The sequence below is a fragment of the Phytohabitans kaempferiae genome (assembly GCF_042433955.1).
In the GTDB taxonomy this organism is placed as follows: Bacteria; Actinomycetota; Actinomycetes; order Mycobacteriales; family Micromonosporaceae; genus Phytohabitans; species Phytohabitans kaempferiae.
Map to the genome: position 1 here is coordinate 46168 of NZ_JBHLUH010000094.1, position 16344 is coordinate 62511.

Annotated in this window: 13 protein-coding genes and 1 pseudogene; 10 read left to right on the plus strand and 4 right to left on the minus strand. The window is 66.1% G+C overall.

All coding sequences use genetic code 11. From position 1 onward, the window contains the following. Positions 1-3 precede the first annotated feature (3 nt). The 5 genes from ACFFIA_RS40870 to ACFFIA_RS40890 all read left to right on the plus strand — a co-directional run bounded on the left by ACFFIA_RS40870 (position 4) and on the right by ACFFIA_RS40890 (position 6455). Positions 4-1248: an acyl-CoA dehydrogenase family protein gene (locus tag ACFFIA_RS40870; protein ID WP_377262256.1), complete on the plus strand. Its 1245-nt coding sequence runs from the start codon at positions 4-6 to the stop codon at positions 1246-1248. Continuing rightward, positions 1245-2390, plus strand: a complete 1146-nt coding sequence (locus tag ACFFIA_RS40875) for an acyl-CoA dehydrogenase family protein (protein ID WP_377262258.1) — start codon at positions 1245-1247, stop codon at positions 2388-2390. The genes ACFFIA_RS40870 and ACFFIA_RS40875 overlap by 4 nt, the downstream gene beginning before the upstream one ends. After that, positions 2372-3919 carry a long-chain-fatty-acid--CoA ligase gene (locus ACFFIA_RS40880; protein ID WP_377262260.1) on the plus strand — a complete coding sequence of 516 codons (1548 nt, stop codon included), beginning with the start codon at positions 2372-2374 and terminating at the stop codon, positions 3917-3919. The genes ACFFIA_RS40875 and ACFFIA_RS40880 overlap by 19 nt, the downstream gene beginning before the upstream one ends. Positions 3920-3968: 49 nt before the next feature. Then, positions 3969-5432, plus strand: a complete 1464-nt coding sequence (locus ACFFIA_RS40885; protein WP_377262262.1) for an amidase — start codon at positions 3969-3971, stop codon at positions 5430-5432. 120 nt (positions 5433-5552) lie between these two features. After that, complete coding sequence (locus ACFFIA_RS40890; protein WP_377262264.1) at positions 5553-6455, plus strand: LysR family transcriptional regulator; 903 nt, start codon at positions 5553-5555, stop codon at positions 6453-6455. Here ACFFIA_RS40890 and ACFFIA_RS40895 read toward each other — a convergent pair. The 3 genes from ACFFIA_RS40895 to ACFFIA_RS40905 form a co-directional block, all read right to left on the minus strand. Further along, entirely contained in the window at positions 6403-7296 is an 894-nt protein-coding gene (locus ACFFIA_RS40895) for a LysR family transcriptional regulator (RefSeq protein WP_377262266.1), read from the minus strand. The genes ACFFIA_RS40890 and ACFFIA_RS40895 overlap by 53 nt on opposite strands. Positions 7297-7366: 70 nt before the next feature. Then, entirely contained in the window at positions 7367-8206 is an 840-nt protein-coding gene (locus ACFFIA_RS40900; RefSeq protein WP_377262268.1) for a mycofactocin-coupled SDR family oxidoreductase, read from the minus strand. 86 nt (positions 8207-8292) lie between these two features. Next, on the minus strand, positions 8293-9576 hold the full coding sequence (locus ACFFIA_RS40905) for an MFS transporter (protein ID WP_377262270.1): 1284 nt from the start codon (positions 9574-9576) through the stop codon (positions 8293-8295). Positions 9577-10186: 610 nt separating this feature from the next. Here ACFFIA_RS40905 and ACFFIA_RS40910 point away from each other — a divergent pair. The 5 genes and pseudogenes from ACFFIA_RS40910 (at position 10187) to ACFFIA_RS40930 (ending at position 14482) form a co-directional block, all read left to right on the plus strand. Further along, positions 10187-11677, plus strand: coding sequence for an aldehyde dehydrogenase family protein (locus ACFFIA_RS40910; protein ID WP_377262272.1), 1491 nt, complete (start codon positions 10187-10189; stop codon positions 11675-11677). A 331-nt stretch (positions 11678-12008) separates the two neighbouring features. Then, on the plus strand, positions 12009-12773 hold the full coding sequence (locus tag ACFFIA_RS40915; protein ID WP_377262274.1) for an SDR family NAD(P)-dependent oxidoreductase: 765 nt from the start codon (positions 12009-12011) through the stop codon (positions 12771-12773). A 144-nt stretch (positions 12774-12917) separates the two neighbouring features. Further along, positions 12918-13379 (plus strand): annotated as a pseudogene (locus ACFFIA_RS40920) (sulfatase-like hydrolase/transferase); the annotation flags it as partial. 185 nt (positions 13380-13564) lie between these two features. Further along, positions 13565-13816, plus strand: coding sequence for a hypothetical protein (locus ACFFIA_RS40925; protein WP_377262277.1), 252 nt, complete (start codon positions 13565-13567; stop codon positions 13814-13816). Positions 13817-13873: 57 nt separating this feature from the next. Next, positions 13874-14482, plus strand: a complete 609-nt coding sequence (locus tag ACFFIA_RS40930) for a class I SAM-dependent DNA methyltransferase (RefSeq protein ID WP_377262279.1) — start codon at positions 13874-13876, stop codon at positions 14480-14482. Between the two features lie 117 nt (positions 14483-14599). Here ACFFIA_RS40930 and ACFFIA_RS40935 read toward each other — a convergent pair whose 3' ends face one another. Next, positions 14600-15550 carry an acyltransferase domain-containing protein gene (locus ACFFIA_RS40935; protein ID WP_377262280.1) on the minus strand — a complete coding sequence of 317 codons (951 nt, stop codon included), beginning with the start codon at positions 15548-15550 and terminating at the stop codon, positions 14600-14602. Positions 15551-16344: the final 794 nt, after the last annotated feature.

Below are 16344 nucleotides of genomic sequence, written 5' to 3' on the forward strand. Positions count from 1 at the left end.
GGAATGGACCCAACACGTGATCCCGATGTCAAACGCTTCCGCGAGAGCGTCAGAGACTTCCTGGCACGGCACCTACCCTCGAACTGGGCCGGCTTCGGCGCATTGGATCCCGACGACCGCCCGGACTTCTGCCGGCGCTGGCGCGAGGTGTTACAGCGCAATGGATATCTCGGAATCTCCTGGCCCCGAGAGTATGGAGGTGCGGGCCTGTCCATCCTGGAGCAGAGTGTGCTTCAGGAGGAGTTCGCCCGGGCCGGCGCGCCGCTGCTGCCCATGCCAAACGACTCCTTCGGGCTGAACCTGATCGGGCCGACGCTGCTCAAGTGGGGAACTGAACAGCAGAAGAGCTACTTCATTCCCAAGATCCTCTCCGGGGAACACCGATGGGCGCAGGGCTACTCCGAACCAGAGGCTGGGAGCGACCTTTTCGGGTTGCGCACGCGCGCGGCCTTGGAAGACGGCGTGTGGGTCGTCAACGGGCAGAAGATCTGGCAGACGGCCGGAGACACCGCGAACTGGATTTTCATCCTCGCCAGGACAGAGCCCGACGAGTCTAGGCATCGCGGACTGTCGATGCTACTGGTTCCCATAGACCAGCCACAGGTCGAAGTGCGACCGATTCGCACGATGGTCGGTCATCACGAGTTCTGCGAGGTGTTCTTCAGCGACGCGACGACATCGGCTGACAATCTCGTGGGTCCGCGAGGCGAGGGAGCGCGGGTCGCGTTGACTCTCCTGGGATACGAGCGCGGATCCGCCTCGGGAGCCGTGTACGCCAAGTTCCAGATAGAACTGGAGCGCCTGATCGAGCTGATCAGAGAACGAGGTCTCGCCGATGATCCCATCGTGAGGGATCGCCTGGCCGACTGCTGGTCGCGGCTTCAAGGAATCCGCCACCTCGGCCTACGAATCCTGATCGCGGCGGCCAACGGCAATCAGCCGGGCCCTGAGTCGTCGCTGTTCAAGTTGTGCACGAGTGAGTACCACGCGACGGTGACCGAGTTCGCCCTCGACGTGCTGGGTATGGATGCCACTGTGTGCAGCGGCGCTGGCGCGGTCGGGCTCCGCGGCGCAGACCCGCTCGGCTCGCCGAATTCTCCGGCGGCGTGGCAGGACGGCTATCTGAGCGCTCGCGCGGGGACCATCTACGGCGGTTCCAGCCAGATCCAGAGAAACACGATCGCCGAGCACGTCCTCGGGTTGCCTCGCGACAGAAACAGGGCTCACGACAAGGGAGGGCGCGCATGACATTCGTGCTCAGCGAGGAACAGGCGGCCCTACGCGAATCGCTGCGCGACATCCTCAGCAGGCATGCCCCTCTGTCACGCGTGCGGGCTGTCATCGCCGAGCCTCACGGCTACGACGAGCCGCTGTGGAGGAGGCTCGTCGAGGAGATCGGCGTCTGCGGTATCGGCGTTCCCGAAGAGTACGGTGGCGCGGGCGAAGGATTCTGCGAACTCGCCGTGGTCATGGGTGAGCTCGGTAGGTCGCTCACCCCCGTTCCGTTCCTTTCCTCGTCGATTCTGGCGATACGAACGCTACTCGCGACCAGGGATGCGGCTGCCTGCGAACGCTGGGTACCTCCGTTGGTCACTGGTGATGTCGTCGGCACGCTGGCTGTCCTCGAGCAGGGTCAGACCTGGGGAGCCCACGACCCCAAGACAGTCGCGGTCCGCGCCGGCAAGCAGTGGCGGCTGGACGGAGTCAAGAGCTACGTGACGGACGCCCTCGCGGCAGAGTTCTTCGTCGTCCTCGCAGAAGCTCCCGATGGGCCGACGCTGTTCGCGGTCCGCCGAGGAGAAGGCGTCGATCCCGAACCGCTTCAGAGCATCGACCCCACCAGACCGCAGGGACGTCTCGTGCTGCGACAAGCGGCGGCTGAGGTCATCGGCACCGTTGGCGCTGCCGGTGAGGCCCTGGGCGATTCATTGGTCGAGGCGACGATCGCCCTTGCGTGCGAACAGACTGGCGCCGCTGAGCGCTGTCTTGAGTTCACGGTCGACTACGCGAAGACCCGGACCCAGTTTGGCCAGCCGATCGGTTCGTTCCAGTCGATCAAGCACATCCTGGCCGACCGCTTCCTCGCCAACACCACGGCCACAGCGATCGCGTACGGCGGGGCGTGGGCCGTCGACCATGATCCGACGCACCTAGGGCGTCACGCGAGCCTCGCCAAGGCCTATGCCTCTCAGGCATTCGTCGAGACGGCGAAGGCGAGCATCCAGATCCATGGCGGGATCGGCTACACGTGGGAGCACGACGCTCACCTCTATCTCAAGCGAGCCCTGTCCACGAACGAACTCCTTGGCGCTCCCCGGCATCACCGGGCACTCATTTCCGCATCCCTGTTGGATCAAAGTTCGGAGGTTACATGTTCGGCCACGGCATGACGATGAGCGACGTTCTCGCCCGCACGGCACGGCGATCTCCGGACGCCGTCGTCTTCGTGTTCGACGATCAGCGGCGTTCATATCGAGAGGCCGACCTCCGAGTGACGGGACTGGCGCGCGCTCTCGCTGACCTGGGGGTCGGCCGCGGTGACCGCGTCGCGGTGCTGGGCAAGAATCGCGGCGAGGTCATCGAAACCTGGCTTGCCACGCTACGCCTGGGGGCCATCGCCGTTCCCCTGAACTTTCGACTCGTCGCCGACGAGATCGCCTACATGCTCGGCGATTCTGAGGCCAAGGTCATCGTGGTGGACGAGGACCTGGCGGCAACCGTCGAAACGGCCAAGCAGTTGGCCGGGTCCAACGCCCCGACAATCTCTTACGGGTCCGAGTACGAGCGCATCGTGAGTCGCCCGACCGGCGAGCCGCTTCCGGAGTTGGAGCCGTCCGACCTCGACCCGGCATACATCATGTACACCTCGGGCACGACGGGACGGCCCAAGGGCGCCGTCTTGACTCACCGCAATCTGATGGTGCACGCGTTCAGCGCCATCACCACGGTGGGCAACACGAGTTCGTTCAAGGTGTGGATGTCAGCGGCTCCGCTCTTCCACGTCGCCGGCGTGTCTGGTTCGGCATCGGCGCTCATGGTGGGCGGAACCATCGTGATCCCGCGCTCTGGAAGCTTCGATCCGCGCAGCACGCTCAAGAAGATGGCGGATGAGAAGGTCACCTCCTGTTTCATGGTTCCTTCGCAGTGGGCGGCGGTCTGCAACGTCCCCGACCTTGGTTCCTTCGATCTGTCGAGCCTGCGCAGGGCCTCCTGGGGAGCCGCTCCAGCCACGACGACGCTCCTGCGGACCATGATCGAAAAGTTCCCGACGGCCGAGGTTTCGTCAGCGTTCGGCCAGACCGAGTGCAGTCCGGTGACCTGTTTGCTCCGTGGCGAGGACTCGATCCGCAAGCTCGGGTCGGTGGGCAAGCCGATTCGCAACGTCGAGATCCGAGTGGTCGACGAGGACATGGTCGACGTCAAGCGCGGCGAAGTCGGCGAGATCGTCTACCGGAGCCCGATGGTCATGAAGGAGTACTGGAGGAAGCCGGACGAGACCGCGGAGGCGTTTCGTGGCGGTTGGTTTCACTCCGGCGACCTCGTTCGACAGGACGAGGAGGGCTACGTCTATGTCGTGGACCGCAAGAAGGACATGATCATCTCCGGCGGCGAGAACATCTATTGCGCGGAGGTGGAGAACGTCCTTGCCACGCACCCCAAGGTCTCGGAAGTCGCCCTCATCGGTGTCCCAGATGAGAAGTGGGGCGAGGTCCCCATGGCCCTCGTCGTCCCGCTCGCTCCCGCCGATCCTCCCACCTTCGCTGAGATCGAGTCCTTCAGCAGGGAACGCCTGGCCGGCTTCAAGCGCCCCAAGCATCTGGTCGTCATCGCGGAGATGCCGAGAAACCCCAGCGGGAAGGTACTGAAGACGCAACTCCGTCAGCAGTACGCCACGATCGGCTCAACCACCCGCGATTGAGCCTGAATCTACGACGTAGTGCGCCGGAAAGAACGGAAAGGATTCCACCATGTCGACTCAGTACCTCGACGCCACCGCAACGGCACGACTCGTCCACGACGGTACGGCCACGCCCGTCGAAATACTCGACGAGTGCATCAAGCGAATCGAGTCTACGAACCCACAGATCAACGCGGTCATCGTCCCGCTGTTCGAGAAGGCCAGGGCAGAGGCGGAGACCGTTCCACGTGACGCGCCGTTCGCTGGCGTCCCGTACGTGCTGAAGGACCTGACCGTCCACTCCAAGGGCGACCCGTACAGCGGGGGAATCCGCGGTCTCAAGTCAGCCGGCTACCGGTCGGATCACGACTCTCATTTCGTGCGGCGCATGCGCGAGGCCGGGTTCGTCCTGGTCGGTAAGGCCAACACGCCGGAGATGGGCATGTACGCCTCTACGGAGCCGCTGGCATGGGGCCCAACGCGGAATCCCTGGGATGTGACGAGGTCGGTCGGCGGTTCCAGCGGGGGCTCAGCGGCCGCGGTCGCGGCGGGGATGGTGCCGATCGCGCATGGCAACGACGGCGGTGGTTCGATCCGGATGCCCTCGAGCTTTTGTGGCGTCGTGGGGCTGAAGCCCACCCGGGGCCGCGTCTCTTCGGGACCCCTGATCGCGGAGTCCGACAACGTCTCCGGCAAAGCGACCGAAGGGCTGCATACGCTGTCGATCCGCGATGCGGCCGCTGTCCTGGACTTGATCAGTGGTCATCATGCGGGCGATCCGTACTGGGCTCCGACGCCCCGGCGATCCTTCGCCACGGAGGTGGATGCGGACCCCGGACGCCTGCGCATCGGTGTCATGGCGGACGACCCAAGTGGCAAGACGCATGCCGATCCCGAAGCGGTCGCGGCCACGATGAAGGTCGCCGAGGTGTTGGCGGAGCTTGGACACGATGTCGCCGAGGGGCACCCCGAGATCCTCGGATCCGGTACCTACAACGAACTCTGGTTCCAGAGCGTCGGGGTCATCATCGCGCGTGAACTCGATCGGCTCGCAGGGCTCATCGGCCGCGAATTCACTGAAGACGATGTCGAACCGGCGACGTGGGGATACATGCAGCAGGGCCGGAAGGTGGGCGGGATCGCGTACGCCGCAGGAGTGGATGCTCTCCGCGAGCAGGCGCGAGAGATGGAACGCTGGTGGGAGGAGGACGGCTGGGATCTGCTGCTGACGCCCACCGTGCCGGTGGGCGCGCCGCAGCTCGGCCAGTTGGCCGCCACAGCCGAGAATCCCGGGGCATCAGTCACGCGTTCCCTCGTCCAGAACCTTCAGATGTTCAACGTGTCCGGCCAGCCTGCCCTGTCCCTCCCCCTGGTTCAGCGACGTGACGGCATGCCCCAGGGGGTGCAGTTGGCGGCGGCCTACGGACGAGAGGACGTACTCATCCGGGTCGCCCGGCAACTCGAGGTCGCGATGCCTTGGATGGATCGTCGACCGCCGCACGGCTACGAAGGAGACCCAGCGGGAACGCGGTGATGTCCTGGGACCTTGCGCGACGCCAGCACCAAGGCCGCGCACACCGAGCCCTGAACCGACACCTCAATCTCAAAGCCCGACCATGATCCCGAACGGCGGCTGCCGTACTAGTATCCATTAGTGGATCTAGCACAGATCAGGTGCTTCCTCGCCGTTGTCGATCACGGCGGGATCAACGCGGCCGCCGCGTCTTTGGATCTCGCTCAGCCGACGGTGTCGTACTCCATCACCCGGCTCGAGCGCGAACTAGGCGTCCAGCTTTGCCACCGCTTGGGACGCGGTGTCGTTCTGACCTCCGCTGGTCACGCGTTCGTCGGTCCGGCGCGCCGGATCATGCGCGATGTCGTCATGCTGGAGAACTCGCTGGTCCACGCGTCGACCGGAGTCACGGGGCGGCTCGACCTGGTCGCGATCGGTTCGTTCGCCGCCCAACCGATCCTGGATACGATCGCGGAGTTCAGGGCGCGCTATCCCAGGGTCGCGATCAGAGTCACCGACCTTCGCGACGAGGAAAAGGGCGGGCGCCTCATCAGAGACGGCCATTGCGAACTCGTGGTGTGCCACCTGCCCGCGCAGGACATCGAGGGCTTGGACGTGATCCCGTTGGGCACCCAAGAGTGGTGGCTCGCGTGTCCCGAAGGCACGGAGCTTCCTCCCGACGATCCACTGCCACTGTCGAAGTTGCCCGACATTCCCCATACGGTCGTGCCCAGAGGTGGATCCCAAGCTCGTGAGATCGAGCAGGCCGTGATCCGAGCGGGCCGCGTGATCAGGCCGGTCGCTGTCGTCCAAGACCACGAAGCGCGCATGCCGTTCGTCCTCGCCGGCGTGGGCGCGAGTTTCCTCGAGCGGTCGATGGCCGAGCTGGCGCGTGCATGTGGTGCCGTCGTGAGGGCGGTCGAGCCGGCGATCAGCAGGCAGTACGGGATCGTCTATGACAGGACGGCGCTCTCCCCGCCCGGCAGCGCCTTCATCGAGGTGGCCCACCGCTTCGCCCGCCTGAACCCAGATTCGCCAGGCTGAGAAAGGCTTGAGCGGCCGGCGACAAAAGACCGGGTCGAAACACGAAGCTGACCTCTCTGACGATCTTCGGTTCGAGCGACCTCACCACGACTCTCCTGAGAGCGGCTTCCGCGAAGTCTCTGGGCAGGAACGTCGCTCCCGCTCCGCGCATGACGAGTTCCCAGACCGCTTGGCGGTGGGCGCATTCGATGGCGACATTGCCGATGAGCGCTTCAAGTGGCTTGTCGACGAGAATCCGGTTTCGGTCGTTCGAAAGCTCGACGATCAGCGGAATCGCCGCGACGAGAGCATGTGGGACCGGGTCAGGCAGATCCTGCGCGAGGTCCGGCGGGAGAACGATGACGGTTTCTTGAGTCCGGTAGGTGCGACGTGCGAGACCCTCGGGCGTCTCGGACATGTCGGTGATGCCGAGCTCCGCTCGGCCCTTACGTAGGTCCTGCTCGACCCCGGCAGCACCGCCAGGGTTTCTGACGACGATCAGGACATCAGGATGATGGTGCGAGAACGCGTTCGTGAGGTGCGGAAGCGGCTCGAGCGCGAGTGTTGACTGCACCGAGAGGTCGAGTCGACCGCGCCGCAGCTCTCCGACCTCCTGGGCCGTGCGTCTAGCCCTGTGGACATCGGCGAGCAACTGCCGCGCGGGCGCGGTGAAGGCCGAGCCCTCCGCGGTGAGGGTGACCCCACGGCTGGAGCGGTCGAAGAGTTTGACGCCCAAGTCGAGTTCCAGCGTCCTGATGGCCTGCGAAAGCGAAGGTTGGGTGATGTAGAGAGCCTCGGCCGCCCGCGTCACACTCCCGTGGTCGACGGTCGCGAGAAAGTACTTGAGCAGGCGAAGATCCACAGTCTGAGCATACCGAGGTGACTCCGTAGCGGCCCCGGATCGCGGCCGGCGAACGTCGTTCATGAGCTCCCTAGCCGCGCAGCGCGGCGCCTGCGTCCACGTAGTGCTTGGTTCCGGTGACGCACCTTCCGCTGTCGCCGACCAGGTACAGGACCGCGTTCGCGACATCGTCAGGCTCGATCGCGCCAATCGGCAGGAGCGTCGTCGCCCTGACCCGCTCTTCGAAGTCCTCCCGTGTGGCCGACGGCAGATGCGGGCTCGCCGCGCGGTAGGTCGCGTCGTTGAACACCATCGGCGTCGCGACCGTGGCGGTGTGAAGGCTGTTGACCCGGATGTTGTGAGGGGCAAGTTCCTTCGCGAGAATCCGCATGAGTGGCAGAAGGCCTGCCTTCGCGACGCTGTAGTGAGCGAGGTGCTCGAAGGTGCCTTCCGCCGCACCCGAGCTCACGATGACGATGCTCCCGCCACGGCGCCCGTCGATGATGTGCGGAACCGTGACCTTGAGCGTCTTCCATACCCCTGTCAGGTTGACATCGATCATTTCTTGCCAGGTGTCTTCGGACATGCCAAGGCACGAGGCGGGGCTGGAGATGCCCGCGTTGGCGACGACGATGTCCAGCCGGCCGAAACTGGAGATGCCATGACGGACCGCGTGCTCCAGCGCCGAGACATCGCGGACGTCTGCGACAGCGTGGATGATCTCGCCGCCGGCCTTCCTGACGAGGCGGCTCGTTTCCTCGAGGTCTGACGAACTGCCCAGCGGGTAGGGCACGCTCGTGACGGCGTCCTGCTGGCCGACGTCGAGGGCGATGATGGCCGCGCCTGCCCGCGCGAGGTGCACCGCATGTGCTCGCCCTTGCCCGCGCGCTGCGCCCGTGATGAGTGCGACCTTGCCATCGAGTTGCTTCACGTGAGTTCCTTAAGGTTCGTGCGGTGGGTCCACGGACTCTGCCAGTGCCGTGGACCTACCGACGGGTTGAAGGTCCGGCGGGAGGTTCAGGCCTGCCGGTCCTGCACCATCTCCGCGGAGTCCGGATGGCTGACCCCGCGTGCGGCCGGATCAGGCAGGAATCGGAGGAGCTGGGCCACCAGACTGGCGGCAAACAGCGCCGCGGCCACCACGTACAGCGGGATCGAGAAGGAACCGGTCGCATCCTTGACCGCACCGATCAGATATGGGATCCCGAAGCCCGCGGCACCACCCACCGAGTTGATGAGCGCGAATCCGGCGGCCGCGGCGACGCCGGTGATGTAGCGGCCTGCGATCTGCCAGATCACAGGTCCGACCGAGAACGCGGCACCCGCGCCGACCACCAGCAGCACGAAGCCGAGCGGATTGGGTCCGGCCATGACGCTGAGGGCCACGAGGACGCCACACGTCGACAAGATGACTGACAGGTGCAGCATCTCGTGCCCGAACCGCTTCACGCTCTTGGAGACGACCACCATCCCCAGCACTCCGATGAGTCCTGGGATGGCCGCTAGAAGCGTCACCTGGCCCGTCGTGGGTTCGCCGAATGTCCCTTGAATGACCAGCGGCATCCACATGGTAAGTCCGGTCGAGTTCGCCGCGAACAGGAAGAACACGAGCGACAGAATGATGACGACAGGATTCGTGAAAGCTCCGCGAACACGACCCGAATAGCGCTTCTCGATGGCGCTCGACTCCTGGGACAACTGGTCCACGATCCAATCGCGGTTGGCTCGCGGAAGCCACGCTGCACGGCGGGGATCATCGGGCAGGAAACTCAGGAAGAGAATGCCAACGATGAACGCTGGGATTGCCTCGACGATGAACAGCCAGCGCCAGCCTTCCAGGCCGAAAATACCGTCCAACCGCAGGAGCAGGCCGCCAAGAGGCGAGCCCACGAGAGGAGCCAGGGCGGTGCCGGCACCGAAGATCGTCAGCGCGCCGATGCGAATCTTGATCGGGTACCAGCGGGTGAGGTACCACAGGATCCCTGGCGCGAAGCCAGCTTCGGCCGCGCCCAGGAGAAGCCGGGTGAGGTAGAGGGATCCCGGGCCCTGGATGGCCGCCATCGCCAACGTGACCAGTCCCCAGCTGATCATGATCCGCGCCAGCCATTTACGCGCGCCAACCTTGTACAGGATCACGTTGCTGGGAACTTCAAGTGCCACATACGTGAGATAGAAGATACCGATACCCAAGCCGAACTGCGTGGCAGTCAGTCCAAGCGACTCGTTCATAGTGAGGCCGGCGACGGAGATCGCCGATCGATCGATGTAACAAACGAGATAGCCGAGAATCAGCAGCGGCATGAGTCGCCATGCCAAGCGCCGCGACGTGTCTCTCTCGATTGCCGTGAGGGGAGGACTTGAATCTGCCATCTAGAACTCCGTGATGAGATGTGTGGATGCCTTGCCGGCACCTGCGTTGCCGAGCAACAACGCCCAGGAGGGGATCGCAACCACAAACCGATGATGGCTGTCGGTGATTCACTCCCCGGCGACAACCAACAGGGTGCCTGTGACGGCCGTTACAGTGTCAAGGCGGAACAAGTGAACCTATCGATCAAGATTGGCTATCCGCGCTGGTGAGAGGGCACTTCTGCGCCCGCCGACTCGTCCGTCTAACGCCTGCTTGACGTCGGGCTGTCCGGGCACAGGGCTCGAGACGTGCGGTGGTTGCCGACGACCGGAGGTTGGCTTCGGGGTACGTGCGATCCGCCTGGCCGTTGCCTCCCGGAGGCCATAGGAGGCGCTGATCCGCCTGTTCGCAGTCGACGCTGTTCCCGGAGGTCAAGCGCTTGCTAGCGTCTGCGTACGTCGCATCCAGGCACCCGTGATCCAGGTGCGGGCTGAAGCCGAGGGCCGCGTGGCAGCGCGTTTCCGCGCGGCGTAGCGGCATGGCAGGTACAAGGAGCATTCGATGTACGACCGGGAATCGCACTACATCGGTGGACGATGGGTACGGGCCGCCAAGTCTGACCGATTGGTCGTGCATAATCCGGCCGATGAAGCCGTCCTGGGACATGTCCCGGCCGGCACGCCGGACGAGGCGGCACTGGCGGTGGCCGCCGCGGTTCGGGCGTTCGACGACTGGGCGAGCAGGTCCGTGGCTGAGCGCAGCGAGGTAATCCGTCGATTCACCGCATGCCTGAAGGGCCGCGCGGCACTCCTCGCCAAGACCATCACGGAGGAGGTCGGTTCCCCGGCTTCGTTCTCGGCGCGTGTCCAGGTCGGATTGCCGCTTCTCACCTTTGACAGTCAGCCGACGCACGCGAGCGAAATCGTGTGGCACCAGCGGGTTGGCCATTCGATGGTGCTGAGAGAAGCTGCGGGCGTCGTGGTAGCGATCACCCCGTGGAACTATCCGCTGCACCAGATCGCGGCCAAGATCGCGCCGGCGCTGATGGTTGGCTGCACCGTCATCCTGAAGCCGAGCGAGTTGGCTCCCTTCAACGCCTACCTTCTCGCCGAGGCCGCGGACGAGGCAGAGTTGCCCGATGGCGTGTTGAACGTCGTCTTCGGCACCGGGGCGGGCGTTGGTTCGAGTCTGGTCGCGCACCCGGATGTCGACGTCGTCAGCTTTACGGGGTCCAACGAGACGGGCCGGATCGTCAGCGAGTTGGCGAGCAGGTCGGTCAAGCAGGTTCATCTCGAACTCGGTGGAAAGTCGCCGAACGTCGTGCTGGACGACGCAGACCTCGAGCAGTGCGTGGCCGAAGGCGTTGCTCGATCGATGGTGAACTCCGGGCAGACCTGCACGTCGTTGTCCCGTCTTCTCGTACCCAAGCGTCTGCTCTCGCAAGCTGAAGAGATAGCGGCAAGCGCTGTTGCCAACCATCCGCTCGTGGATCCGTCGGCTGAGGTCGAGGGGATTCGGCCGACTGTCTATTCCGACAAGCTCGCTCACTTGCCGACGACGTTCGCCTTGGGTCCGCTCGTGTCGGCCAATCAACGTGAACGCGTGGTCGACTTCATCCGCCGCGGCGTCCACGACGGCGCGCGTCTGGTGGCTGGGGGGCCGCAGAGGCCAAGTGGATTCGACCAGGGCTACTACGTGCTCCCCACGATCTTCTCCAACACCACCCCCGACATGAGCATTGTTCGAGAAGAGATCTTCGGTCCGGTTCTTTGTCTACAGGCCTACGACGGCAGTGACGACAGTGCGGTGACAATGGCCAACGAGACGCCTTACGGTCTCGCGGCTGCGGTCCGTTCGAAAGACCCCGAGCGTGCCCTTGCGGTGGCGAGGAGGATCCGGGCGGGGCAAGTCGAGATCAACCAGGCACGCTTCAATCCGTTCGCGCCGTTCGGCGGTTTCAAGCAGTCGGGTCACGGTCGAGAGCTGGGGACGTGGGGTCTTGAGGCCTTCCTGCAAACGAAGAGCATCCAACTCCCACCGTCCGGCTCGTGACGCCACGGGGATCCGGCGGCGCGTGAGCCCTCACGTCGAGGCGGTATCTCAGAACACACCCTCCGGCGGACACGACGTATCGCGAGGAGTGATGCGAGGAACGCGCGGAGGCGGCCTCCGTTTGCCTCTGTAGCTCGGTTGGTAGAGCACCGCGGGAACGGGCTCGGTATCGCGATGGCACCTGCGGAAACCGTCCTGCGCTACGCCGGCGCGCGGGTCACGCGAATCTCGGCACCACTGACGTCCGCACGAGCATCGTCGCGGAGCCACTCAGGCTCTCGGTAAAACCGACACTCATCCCCAGAACACGCAGATGGAAAGGAAACAGCACATGCGGCTCGACGGATTGAACACAGTCGTCACAGGCGGCGCCTCCGGCCTCGGGTTGGCCACGGCACGCCGGCTGACCGAGGCAGGCGGCCTGGTGACGATCGTCGACCTGCCCACGTCGGACGGCGCTCTCGTCGCGAAGGAGCTCGGCGGCAGAGCCTCCTTCGCCGCCGCTGATGTCACCGACCCCGCGCAGGTCTCGGCAGCTCTCGACGTCGCCGAGCAGCGCGGCGGACTGCGAGCCGTTGTGCATTGCGCCGGCGGCGGGCGACGGATGCGGGTCCTCGAGAAAGACGGCAGCCCCGGCAATCCCGCCGACTTCGAGCACGTCGTGCGCCTCAACGTGATCGGATCCTTCAACCTGCTCAGCCAGGGTGCCCAGCGGATCGCCCGGACCGAGGTCGTCGACGGCGAGCGCGGCGCGATCGTCATGACCGCCTCGGTGGCTGCCTTCGAGGGCCAGATCGGGCAGATCAACTACACCGCGTCGAAAGCCGCGATCGTCGGCATGACGATCACCTCCGCGCGCGACCTGGCGGGGCGGCACATCCGCGTGAACACCATCGCGCCCGGGGTCATGGACACCCCTCTGCTGCTCAACGTCCGCGAGGACGTGCGTGCGGCGCTTGAGGCCTCGGTCCCGAATCCGTCCCGGCTCGGCCGCACCGACGAGTTCGCCGCACTCGCCTGCCACATGCTCGAAAACAGCTACCTCAACGGAGAGACGGTTCGCCTCGACGGCGCCCTCAGGATGGCGCCGCGGTGAGCATCGCGGCGTAGCCCGCACCCGACGAGGAGGTGCTCGTACGACCGCGTCAGCCTGCGGCGAGGTGTACGGCTGCGGTGATCGCAACGAGCGTGGCCAGCAGGAAGTCCCAACCGCTCGGGTGGGTACGACGGCGACCTCAACGACCGCTGCGTCACCATCGCCGAGATGCTGGCCGACGTTGGATACGCCACCAGCCTGTCGGGGAAGTGGCATCTGAGCGCATCGGTATGGAAGCCGTCCAACTCGTGGCCGACCCGGCGCGGATTCGACGACTTCTTCGGCACGCTCAGCGGCTGCGGCAGCTACTACGATCCACCGACGCTGCGCCGCGGCGAGGCCGACGCGAGCGCCGAGGCACGCGATCCTGACTTCTTCTACACCGACGCGATCACCGATCACGCGGTGGGCTTCATCCGCCGGCAGGCCGACGCGCACCGTCCGTTCTTCGCCTACGTCGCCTACACCGCGCCGCACTGGCCGCTGCACGCACCTGAGCAGGACACCGCAGCGTACGACGGAGTCTACGAGGCGGGCTGGGACGAGTTGCGTGGCCGCCGACTGCGGCGGCTACACGCCGAAGGGTTGCTCGGCGCGGAGTCGCCACTGTCCACACGGGACCCAAGCCAACCGCCGTGGGAGGCGGCGCCGCACAAGGCGTGGGAGGCGCGCCGAATGCGGGTCTACGCGGCCCAGATCGAGACGTACTTCCCACCCTGCTCGACGCCACCGACGTGGACTATCCCAGGGAAAGCCGGGGGCGTGCGGTGCCGCCGCCCGAGGGGCGCAGCATGTTGCCCGCCCTGCGGGGAGCACCGGCGCCGGACGCGACACTCTTTTGGGAGCACCTCGGCAACGCCGCCGTGCGCCGAGGGCGGTGGAAGCTGGTCCGCGAGCATCGCGGGCCATGGGAGCTGTACGACATGGACGGTGACCGCTCCGAAGTGGACGATCTCGCCCATCGGCATCCCGACCCCGTCACCGAGTTGGCCGCCGAGTACCAGCACTGGGCGCGGCGGGTCGGCGTCATACCGCGCGCCTAGCTTGCTCCCTCAGCACGCCATGAGCGCCGAGAGGGTCGATGCTCATATAGTCACGCGGTGAACATGGAACTGGTCCGGCAGGCATACGCATCCGTTGCGGAGCTCTACATCGAGTTGTTCGGAACAAGCGAGCGTCAACACCTCGACGACCTCGCCCTCATCCGGCGGCATCTGGGGGACCGGTCTGGCACGGTGCTCGATCTGGGCTGCGGACCCGGCCACATGACCGGTTACCTTCGCTCACTGGGCGTCGACGCGACGGGCATCGACATGGTCCCCGAGTTCATCGCCCATGCGCGGGCGGCCCACCCGAGCGGTAGCTACCAACTCGGGTCGTTGGCAGACCTCGACGTTGCCGACCACTCCATCGCCGGGATCCTGGCCTGGTACTCATTGATCCATCTACCTCCGCAGGATCTCGACAGCGTGCTCGCGGAGTTCCGGCGAGCGATGGCCCCGGCTGGGACGCTGGTGCTCGGCGTCTTCGAGGGTGACGAGGTCGCCCCCTTCGACCACAAAGTCGTGACCGCCTATCGCTGGCCCCTCGACGAGCTTTCGGAACGACTGACACGAGCCGGCTTCACAGAAGTCGAGCGCCTCTGGCGGCCCGACGAGGGCACTGATCGGTCGCATGGCGCCATCGCGGCGATCGCAGTCGAGAGGTGAGCTGAGTAGGCGAGCCTCCGTGCTCTCTCATCGCGCCGGCGGCCGAACTCACTGACCGGCGGCAGACCCCACATCCCGGACCCCAACGGCCAGATCGCCAACCGGCAGCGCCGAGGATCAGATCGGGAAGTGGCCGCGGCGGACGTGCCAGTGGCGGCCGGCCATCAGGTGGTCGACGATCGCGCGCTGGAGCACGGTGCGGCGCGGCAGCTTGTCGAGCGGCGTGGTCAGGGTGCGGAACACGAACCGCAGCACCTCGACGTCGGCATCCAGCCACTCAGGCTCCTCGTAGGGCTCCAGCTCGAACCTTCGCTGGAACCGGACGATGTTGGAGTCTTCGGGCAGGTACTCCAGCAGTTGCGGGTCGAGCAGCCACGAGCCGCAGGAGAACGTCGTGTAGCGCTCGTCGGGAAAGTGGCGCGGGAAGAACGCGCGGGCCTGGTCGAGCGAGGCCGTCACCGCCTCCGGGGTCATCGGGCCCGACTCGGGGATGTGCAGGTCGATGACGGTGGAGGCGCCGCCACGGTGGTGTTGCAGCCGGCCCAGCTCGTAGATGCCGCCGCGCGCGTGCAGCGTCAGCCAGCTCTGCATGACCGGCCAGCCCTCGCGGTGCATCCGCCGGTCGATCGCGAGGTTGCGACCCAGGTCCGCGAGGGTCGCCCACGACACGGCATCGGCGATGCCGTGGTCGCGGTGGTAGCGCGTGACGACGTCGACCAGGGCCAGGTACGCGTACACGTAGAGGTGCCGCCACGCGGGACCCCGCTCGCGCGGCAGCTCCGGGCCGGGCGGCAGCCAGTCGTGGCCCCCGAGATCGGCGCGGACCAGGGCGATCGAGCGGTCGAGCAGCCAGCGCAGCTCCGGAGTCCACAGTGGAGACCCGGGGTCGGGCCAGCCCGCCATGATCTCGGCGGCGTCGTCTTGCAGCACCGCGAGCCGGTGGAGGATCGCGGGCGCGTCGGCCTTGGCGGGCAGCGGAGCCGACGGCAGGTCGCCGGCGAGCCGATGCACGCGATCGACATCCTCGACGGGTACACCGAGCCGGGCCGCGGTGTCGTCCAGATCCACGCGGACGACCCTACCGACCGGTGAGGTCGCCGCAACAGGCCCTGAGCGGCCAGGCCACCAACGCCAGACCGTGACCGGCTGGGGCCATCGCCGCCGACCTGGAGACCTTTCGGAAGTCGAGGTGGTCGCGCGGCTGGGCCGGGCTCGGACCTGGTGTCGTGTGTTGGAGAAGCTGCCCCCGTCCTCAAAGCGCGCGGGCACGCCCGGTCTTTGAGCCAGCCGTGGGGTGCCTCGATGAGTGGGCGCGGCGTTTGTATCCAGAGGCTGCCTGCCCGGTGGCAGTCCGACGCCGACGTCGGCGCGATCGTGGGTGCGCGGAGGGCGAGGCTGCGGGAGCAGCGGTCGTGAGCACGACGGGCATCGCGGTAGCTCCCCTCTGCCAGAGCAAAACCGAACCGCAACGGACAGCGCGAACCTCCACCGCGAAGGATCTCTTGATCCGGACGTTGTCCGGCGCGGTCGCGCGGGTCGCTGAGCCCCGACTTCGAGGGCTGGTGGGGCCGAGTCGGGGATACAGCCCTTTCAAAGCCGCCGTAAGGGCTGTATCCCTGACAATCGCCCACGCGCTGACGGGTCCGGCAGGGCGACCCACCGGACCGGGCATCACGCCGCGCCCTGCGCATCCGGCGTCCGCCCGGGTTGGGTGCGCTGGTGCGCCCAGCTCGACAGCTTCTCCAACACACGACACCAGGTGCGAACGTGGCCCAACTCCGCGACCACACCCCGACCCCGGAAACTCTCTAGCGGTGGTTTGTTAACTTCAGGGTGGAATGTACAGGTTTAGTGGGTGTCCA

Excerpts from the sequence above, each read along its gene's own strand:
- ACFFIA_RS40870 (WP_377262256.1), top strand. The coding sequence starts at position 4 with ATGGACCCAACACGTGATCCCGATGTCAAACGCTTCCGCGAGAGCGTC.
- ACFFIA_RS40875 (WP_377262258.1), top strand. The coding sequence starts at position 1,245 with ATGACATTCGTGCTCAGCGAGGAACAGGCGGCCCTACGCGAATCGCTG.
- ACFFIA_RS40880 (WP_377262260.1), top strand. The coding sequence starts at position 2,372 with ATGTTCGGCCACGGCATGACGATGAGCGACGTTCTCGCCCGCACGGCA.
- ACFFIA_RS40885 (WP_377262262.1), top strand. The coding sequence starts at position 3,969 with ATGTCGACTCAGTACCTCGACGCCACCGCAACGGCACGACTCGTCCAC.
- ACFFIA_RS40905 (WP_377262270.1), bottom strand. The coding sequence starts at position 9,576 with ATGCCGCTGCTGATTCTCGGCTATCTCGTTTGTTACATCGATCGATCG.
- ACFFIA_RS40910 (WP_377262272.1), top strand. The coding sequence starts at position 10,187 with ATGTACGACCGGGAATCGCACTACATCGGTGGACGATGGGTACGGGCC.
- ACFFIA_RS40915 (WP_377262274.1), top strand. The coding sequence starts at position 12,009 with ATGCGGCTCGACGGATTGAACACAGTCGTCACAGGCGGCGCCTCCGGC.
- ACFFIA_RS40925 (WP_377262277.1), top strand. The coding sequence starts at position 13,565 with ATGTTGCCCGCCCTGCGGGGAGCACCGGCGCCGGACGCGACACTCTTT.